Origin of the sequence: Amycolatopsis sp. NPDC102389 (assembly GCF_044765885.1) — a bacterium.
Taxonomy (GTDB): Bacteria; Actinomycetota; Actinomycetes; order Mycobacteriales; family Pseudonocardiaceae; genus Amycolatopsis.
The window spans coordinates 1-8,255 of record NZ_JBIWKX010000041.1 but is presented as its reverse complement, the minus strand read 5'-3'; the positions used below and the strand labels follow the sequence as shown (position 1 = coordinate 8,255).

General features: G+C 67.7%; 3 protein-coding genes. 1 reads left to right on the top strand and 2 read right to left on the bottom strand.

Going from position 1 to position 8,255, the window contains the following annotated elements:
- Window positions 1-302: 302 nt before the first annotated feature.
- Entirely contained in the window at window positions 303-1,946 is a 1,644-nt protein-coding gene (locus ACIRGA_RS28760) for a tannase/feruloyl esterase family alpha/beta hydrolase (RefSeq protein WP_400946559.1), read from the bottom strand.
- 198 nt (window positions 1,947-2,144) lie between these two features.
- On the opposite strand from ACIRGA_RS28760, the gene ACIRGA_RS28755 reads away from it, so the two are divergent.
- The gene (locus ACIRGA_RS28755; protein ID WP_400946556.1) at window positions 2,145-6,437 is read left to right on the top strand and encodes a GH92 family glycosyl hydrolase; all 4,293 of its coding nucleotides are present in this window, start codon (window positions 2,145-2,147) and stop codon (window positions 6,435-6,437) included.
- A 64-nt stretch (window positions 6,438-6,501) separates the two neighbouring features.
- Here the strand turns inward: ACIRGA_RS28755 and ACIRGA_RS28750 are convergent, their stop codons facing one another.
- Window positions 6,502-7,902 carry an MFS transporter gene (locus ACIRGA_RS28750; RefSeq protein ID WP_400946553.1) on the bottom strand — a complete coding sequence of 467 codons (1,401 nt, stop codon included), beginning with the start codon at window positions 7,900-7,902 and terminating at the stop codon, window positions 6,502-6,504.
- Window positions 7,903-8,255: the final 353 nt, after the last annotated feature.

Here is an 8,255-nt window from a genome sequence, read left to right as displayed (position 1 = left end):
GGGTGTGTGCTCTTTCTCCCCCACCCCCCCCCCCCCCACCCCACGACCCACCCGTACCGACCATGCCACGTTTGACTTACCCCTCAAAATAGAACCCTCTTTGCCACTCACGACTCACTCGCGGAACCGTGCAGACTACCCAAAGCGGACGCTGGCAGCCCGAAGCGTGTCCTCTGTGGACATTCACCGCGCGGTCGGCCCTCGTCGGTCAGCGCGGACCCAGGCCGCAAAGGGTGCGCGGCACGCCATATTTGACTTACCCCTTTCTAACCGTCCTTACCACTCACGAGACGTGCCCCCCTCTACGGAGCGACCGGGCCTGCCTTTCCGTACAGCCCGTTCCCGGCCCAGTTCACAAGATCCTGCGAGGGCCGCGAAGGCGGGACGGGCGCGAAGTTCGCGGCATCGTCGACGCTTCCTGTGCCGTCGTACTTGGCCTGCAGCGGATACGGGAACACCGGTCGCGTGCGGAAGACCTTGCCGTTGGCGTCGCGTCCGGTGGCGATCGTACGGTCCGGCGCGGTGCCGCGCTCGACCCAGGAGACGAGTTCCTTCAGCGGGTCGTACTCGGTCAGCTTGTCGCCGGTCGCGCAGTGGTACAGCGCCGGGACCATGAACAGCCGGGCCCAGTCCCGCGTCGCGGCGGGGCCGCCGTTGGCGCGGGTGAGCCGCTCGTAGTAGTCGACGCTGCCCGCGGCGGGGATCGCCTGATCCGCCCAGCCGTGCCAGATCACGAGTTTCCCGCCCGCACGACGGAATTCGCGCAGGTCCGTCGACATCGCGTTGGAGCGGACGCCTTCCGGGGTCAGCCTGTCGAATTCACGAGAGGTGAACGCGAACTTCTCGACCGACGAATGCGGAGTGCCGATCGGGTAGGCCATGTACTTCAGGTAGTTGTCGGCGAGTGCCTGTGCGAAGGGGATTCCGCCGGTTTCCGGCGACGGGATGATCCAGCCGTACCACGAGAGCTCGGAGCCGACGGTCTGGCCGCCCGGGTACAGTTTGCGGCCGCGTTCGTCGGTCGGCGGCGCGTAGATCTTCTTCGTGGCTTCCACCTGCGCCGCGGTGAGGCAGCCCGCGTTGTCGGTGCCCGCCGGGCAGGCGATCGTGGCCGGGTCGAAGCGGCAGGTGCGCGGATCGTCGATGGCGCCGTCGCCGAGCCCGTCGGACTTGTCGCACGAGGACAGTGCGGCGGCGTGCAACGCCGGGAGTTTGTCGGCGGTCAGGATCGGCTTGCCGTCGGCGCCGGTGTTCACCTTGGCGAGCCAGGTCTGATAGACGCCGAGCAGCGGCCCCCAGTATCCGGCCGGTGCGCCCGCGACGATGCCGTCGAAGTCGTGCGGATAGCGCTGCGCCAGCAGCAACGCCTCGCGACCGCCGTCGGAGCAGCCGCTGAAGTAGGACTTCTTCGGCGGAGCGCCGTAGAACGCCGTGATCAGCCGCTTGGAAGCCTTCGAGACCACGTGCGGCGCACGGAACGCGAAGTCGTCGCGGGCGGCCTGGTCGTTTTCGGCCCACTTGCCGTCGTCGACCACCGAAGGGGTCTTGCCGACGTGACCGTCGTCGGTGGCCGCGACCGCGACATCGCCGCCGTGCGGGAGACCGCAGTCGGCGAACGGCGGCGTGTTGACCACGCCGCAGAACCCGCCGCAGCCGAATTGCAGGTACCGGCCCGCGTAGGTCTTGGTCGGCAGCCGAAGCTGGAACTGCACCGCCGGTTCGACGTAGCCGCGGACGTCGCAGTTCTCCGGTTCGGTCGCCGTCGCCGGCACCACGGTCGCGGTCTTGACGTGCGTGACCGCGCCGGGAACGTCGTAGGTCCGCACGAGTTCGGCGCAGGTGCGCGCCGGGCGGTAGGTCGTTTCGCCGGCGGTGGCCGCCGGAGCCGTGAGTATCGAGCCTGCCGTGATGAGCGCTGCCACGCCGAGCATGGACAACCGCCGCATTTCCCCACCCCAGTTTCGGATCGGCTTGAGTTGGCTCATCCACCCTGGCCCCGCTCCCGTCCGTTGTCCACCAGGTTTGGGGGCATCCGGGTTGTCCAGTTCGGGCCAGGTTTGTCCGGGTGTCTTGACATCGATGTCACAGCCGAGCTTTTCTCTCTTGGCGTCACCGGTCCCCTGCGAGAAAGCATTGGTGCAACGATGCCCCGAAGCGTCAGACCTTGGGTCTGCAGCCTTCTGAGTGCCACGGTCGTGGCGTCCGGGCTGGTAGCCCTCCCTGTCACCGCCGCGGCCGAAGAGGCCCCAGCGGACTTCTACTCCTCGTTCGAACAAGGCGAGCCGGAGCCGACGTGGAGCGACACCGTCGACGTCGACCCGTCGGGCAAGCCGAAGGCCTTCGGTGTCGATGGCGCGAACGCCACCACCATCCCCGGTGACATCCGCGGCAAGGTCACCGAGGTCTCCGCCAACAGCGAGAACACCCCGAACGAGGGGGTGTCGAACCTGGTCGACGGTTCGACCGACACCAAGTGGCTGGCCTGGACCCCGACCGGCTGGGCGCAGGTCACGCTGTCCGAGCCGACGTCGATCACCCGGTACGCGCTGTCCTCGGCGAACGACTTCGACAACCGCAACCCGCAGGACTGGACGCTGCAGGGTTCCGCCGACGGGAAGTCCTGGACCGACCTGGACAAGCAGACCGGGCAGAAGTTCAGCGAGCCGTTCCAGACGAAGGAGTACCGCCTCGCCGCCGCGAGCGCCGCGTACAAGTACTTCCGGCTCGACGTCACCAAGAACAACGGTGGCTCGATCATGCAGCTCTCGGAGCTGCTGCTCGCGAACGAGGACCCGGCCCCGCCGGCGCTGCCGAACATGCGCAGCTTCACCGACAGCGGCCCGGGCAGCGGCTACACCAGCAAGAACCGGGTCGGCTTCACCGGCCTGCGCGCGTTCCGCTACTCCGGCAGCCACAAGGCGCAGGGGCACGGCTGGTCGTACAACAAGATCTTCGACGTCGACATCCCGGTCGCGGCGACCTCGGAGCTGTCGTACAAGGTGCAGCCGGAGTTCATCCGCGGTGACCTCAAGTACCCGAGCACGAACGTCGCGGTGGACCTGGCGTTCACCGACGGCACCTACCTGAGCCAGCTCGGCGCCGTCGACCAGTACGGGTTCGGCCTTTCACCGCAGGGCCAGGGCGCGAGCAAGGTGCTTTACACCAACCAGTGGAATCTCGTGCGCTCCCAGATCGGCGTCGTCGCTAAGGGCAAGACGATCGACCGGATCCTGGTCGGCTACGACAACGCCGACGGGCCGGGTTCGCTGCAGGGCTGGCTGGACGACATCAAGGTCTCGGCGACTCCGACGCCGCCGGCGAGCCTGCGCCCGTCCGACAACGTGCTGACCACGCGCGGTTCGCTGTCGAACGGCTCGTTCTCGCGCGGCAACAACATGCCCGCCACCGCGGTTCCGCACGGGTTCAACTTCTGGATCCCGACGACCGACGCGGGCACGTTGAGCTGGATGTACTCCTACCACTCGCGCAACAACGAGCAGAACCTCCCGGCGCTGCAGGCGTTCTCCGCGAGCCACGCGCCGAGCCCGTGGATGGCCGACCGGCAGACCTTCCAGTTCCTGCCCTCGACCGCGAGCGGTGTGCCGAACCCGGACCGCGAGGCGCGGAAGCTGCCGTTCAAGCACTCCAACGAGACGGCTCGGGCGCACTACTACGGCGTCGACTTCGAGAACGGGATCAAGACCGAGGTCGCGCCGACCGATCACGCGGCGCTGTACCGCTTCAAGTTCCCCGGTGCCGACTCGAACCTGATCTTCGACAACGTCAACAACAACGGCGGGCTCACCCTCGACCCGGCGGGCCGGGCGATCACCGGCTACAGCGACGTGAAGAGCGGGCTGTCGGCCGGGGCGAGCCGGATGTTCGTCTACGCCACCTTCGACAAGCCGGTGACCGCCGGTTCGAAGCTGTCCACCGGTTCGGGTGACCAGAAGCGGGACAACGTCCTCGGCTACCTGAAGTTCGACGCGGGCGCCGACAAGACGGTGAACATGCGGATCGCGACCTCGCTGATCAGCGTCGATCAGGCGAAGAAGAACATGGAGCAGGAGCTCGCCCCGAACGCGACGCTGGAGTCCGTCGCCGACGCCGCGCAGAACGCGTGGGACCAGAAGCTCAAGGTCGTCGAGGTCGAAGGGGCTTCGAAGGACCAGCTGATCACGCTGTACTCCAACCTGTACCGCCTGTTCCTGTACCCGAACTCGGGCTTCGAGAACGTCGGCACGGTCGAGAAGCCGGTGAAGAAGTACGCGAGCCCGGTGTCGCCCAAGGCCGGTCAGGACACTCCGACCCAGACCGGGGCGAAACTGGTCGACGGCGAGTTCTACGTCAACAACGGGTTCTGGGACACATACCGCACGGTGTGGTCGGCGTATTCGCTGCTCAGCCCGGAGACCACCGGCAAGCTGGTCGACGGTTTCGTGCAGCAGTACCGTGACGGCGGCTGGATCTCGCGGTGGTCCTCCCCCGGTTACGCGGATCTGATGACCGGCACCAGCTCGGACGCCGCGTTCGCGGATGCCTATCTCAAGGGAGTCAAGGGTTTCGACGTCCAGTCGGCCTACGACTCGGCGATCAAGAACGCCACGGTGACCCCGCCGAACGGTGCGGTCGGCCGGAAGGGCATCGACGAGGGCACGTTCCTCGGGTACGCGCCGAACACCGCGGACCACGGGTTCTCGTGGGCGATCGAGGGCTATGTCAACGACAACGCCATCGCGAACATGTCGAAGAAGCTCTACGACGAGGCTCCGGCGAACGACCCGCGCAAGCAGGAGTACCTGGACAACTACGGGTACTTCACCGAGCGGGCCACGCAGTACGTGAACGTGTTCGACCCGAGTGTCGGCTTCTTCCAGGGCCGTGACGCGGCGGGCAAGTTCACCCGGAGCAAGGAGCAGTTCGACCCCGAGGTCTGGGGTATCGACTACACCGAGACCAACGCGTACGGCATGCGGTTCTCGGTTCCGCAGGACGGGCAGGGCCTGGCGAACCTCTACGGCGGCAAGGCGGGGCTGGCGTCCAAATTGGACGAATTCTTCGCCAAACCCGAGCAGGGCCTCAAATTCGGCACTTACCCCGGGGTCATCCACGAGATGACCGAAGCGCGGGACGTGCGGATGGGCATGTACGCGCATTCGAACCAGGCCGCGCACCACACGCTCTACATGTACGACTACGCGGGTCAGCCGTCGAAGACGCAGGCGAAGGTCCGCGAGGCACTGGCCAGGTTGTACGTCGGCAGCGAGCTCGGCCAGGGCTACGGAGGTGACGAGGACAACGGCGAGCAGTCGGCGTGGTGGCTGTTCGGCATGCTGGGCTTCTACCCGCTGCAGGTCGGCAGCTCGGACTACGCGATCGGCTCGCCGCTGTTCACCAAGGCGACCGTGAATCTGCCGGGTGGCAAGAAGATCGTGGTCAACGCGCCGAAGAACAGCGCGAAGAACGTCTACGTGCAGGGCCTGAAGGTGAACGGCAAGGCCCAGACCTCGACGTCGCTGGCGCATTCGGCGATCGCGAACGGCGGGACGCTCGACTTCGACATGGGCCCGAACCCGTCGTCGTGGGGCACCGGCCCGGACGACGCGCCGAAGTCGATCACCAAGGGCGACGCGGTGCCGACGCCGGTGCACGACCTGACCAAGCCGGTTTCCGGTGGGGACGCCGCGTTCTTCGACAACACTTCGCGGACCGAGGCGAAGGTCAAGGCGCCGATCCAGTACCAGGTGCCCTCGACGAACGAGGCGGGTTCGTTCTACACGCTGACTTCGGGCAAGGGCGCGGGCGACGCGAAGAGCTGGGTGCTGAAGGGCTCCTACGACGGGAAGACGTGGGCGGTCGCGGATCAGCGGACGGACCAGAAGTTCGCGTGGCGGCAGCAGACCAGGGCGTTCAAGATCGCGAACCCGGCGCATTACGCCTACTACCGGCTCGAGGTCACCGCGACCACGGGCGGCGAGGCGTCGCTGTCGGAGTTCGAGGTGCTGGGCAAGCCCGACGCGGCGTGCACCCAGACGATCACGGGTGACCGCAAGGGCCCGCTGACCGTGCGGAACGGGGTGACCTGTGTGGACGGTGCGACGGTGTCCGGTCCGGTGTCGGTGTCGGCGGGCGCGAGCCTGATCGTGCGCGGCGGCTCGATCTCCGGGCCGGTGACCGCGAACGGTGCGGCGCAGGTCGTGCTGGACCGGACGAAGGTGGGCGGCCCGGTGGCGATCACCGGAACGACCGGGCCGGTCTCGATCGAGCTGACCGAGATCGGCGGGCCGGTGGCGTTGACGGGTAACCAGGGGCCGGTGCTGACCTCCAGCACGATCGGCGGACCTCTGGCGTGCGCGGCCAACTCCCCCGCTCCGACGGACTACGACCTGCGGAACACCGTCCGCGGCCCGGCCGCCGGGCAGTGCGCGAAGCTGTAGTCCTCCGGTAGGTCCGTGAAGGCCTCCTTCCCTACCTTGAGGGTAGGTAAGGAGGCCTTCACGGCTATTCGGGGCGGCGGCCGCGCAGGATGCCGAAGCCGACCAGCGCCGCGGACAGCACCGTGAGGGCGAGGCCCGCGTAGGTGGTCGCGTTCAGGAAGTCGGCCGAGTGCAGAGCCGCGGTCAGCGTTCCGGGGAAGACCAGTGCCAGGATGGTGCCGCTGAGCGCGATGCCGATCCCGGTGGTGACTTCGCCGGCGGTGTCGACGAGCGCGACGCCGATGGTGGTCCGGGTCGAGGGCAGGCCCCGCATGACGTTGGTGCCCGCGACGACGCCGACCACGCGCATCCCCGCCGCGACGAGCGCGAGCGCGACGGCGATCCAGACGTAGCCGAGCCCGCCGAACACGGTGTAGACGGCGAGTCCGCACACGACGGCGGCGGCGCTGAGCCAGGCCGCCTTGGTCATCCCGACGCGGGTGATCAGTGGAGTGATGAGGGCGCCGCCTGCGATGAGGACGACGACCTGCGGCAGCATCCCGAGCGCCGCTTCGGCGGGCGTCCAGCCCAGGCCGAACTGGAGGTGCAGCGTCACGAGATAGCTCAGCCCGGCGGTCGCCAACGCGGCAGCGGCCTTCAGCGCCAGGCCGCTGGACACGAGCGGCCGGGCGACGAGTTCCAGGTCGAGCAGAGGGTGCCGGGCGGTCTTCTCGCGGACGACGAAGCAGGTTCCGGCGAGGAGCGCGGCCGCGGCGACACCCCAGGGCAGAGCCGAGGCGGTGCCCGCTTCGACGAAGAACGTGGGGGCGAGCAGGGCGAGAACGATCGTCGCGGTGCCGAGGACGGCGCCCGCGACGTCGATTGGTTCGCGGTGCAGGCCGGCGGGATCGTCGGCGGGGATACCGGTCCGGATGCCGACGAACGCGAGCGCGGCGACCGGCACGTTCACCAGCAGCAACGCCTGCCACGGCGCGACGGCGAGCGCGAGCCCGCCCGCGGTGGGACCGACGGCGAGGCCGATCAGGCCGACCGTCGAGATCAGTGTGGTCGCGCGGACGCGCAGCACGTCCTCGTCGAAGAGGCGGAACGCGAGCGCGAGCGATCCCGGTGTCGTCATCGCGGCCGCGACGCCCATGAGCGCCCGGACGGCGATGAGCTGCCACGCGGCGGTGACGAACACCGTGGCCAGGCTCGCGACGCCGAGCAGGACGAGACCGGTGAGCATGATCTTGCGCCTGCCCACCCGGTCGGCCAGGGCGCCGAACGCCAGCATCAGGCCACCGAACACGACGGAATACGCGCCGGTGACCCATTGCAGGGTGGTCGTCGAGGCGGAGAGCTCACGGCCGATGGTCGGCAACGCGACGTTGAGGATCGAATTGTCGAGCATCTCGAACAGGAACACGGCCGAGAGCCCGGCCAGGGCGGGCCATTTCGCGGCCAGTGAGGGGCTTTGGACACGCATCACGTACTCCTTCACGGTGAAGGAGTGACGGATCATGCGATCTCGCGTATGCGCGTGCTCAGTACGGCGAGCACGTTTCTACCCCGATGTCTCCAGCCTACGGCACTCGTGAGTGGTAACGACGGTTATTGAGGGGTAAGTCGGACGTGGGGCGATGGCCTGGCTGGCGGGAGCGAGCTTGCCGAAGAAGGCCAGCGCGGTCCTGCATGTCCACAAAGGACACTTCCCCAGCTTAAAGTGACTGATTTGGGAACTTTGCGCATCTTCGCGCGGAGGTCGTGAGTGGCAAGTGGGGTTCTAACCCCACTTGCCACTCACCACCCCAAAGAAAAAACGTCATTAGAGCAACAAAA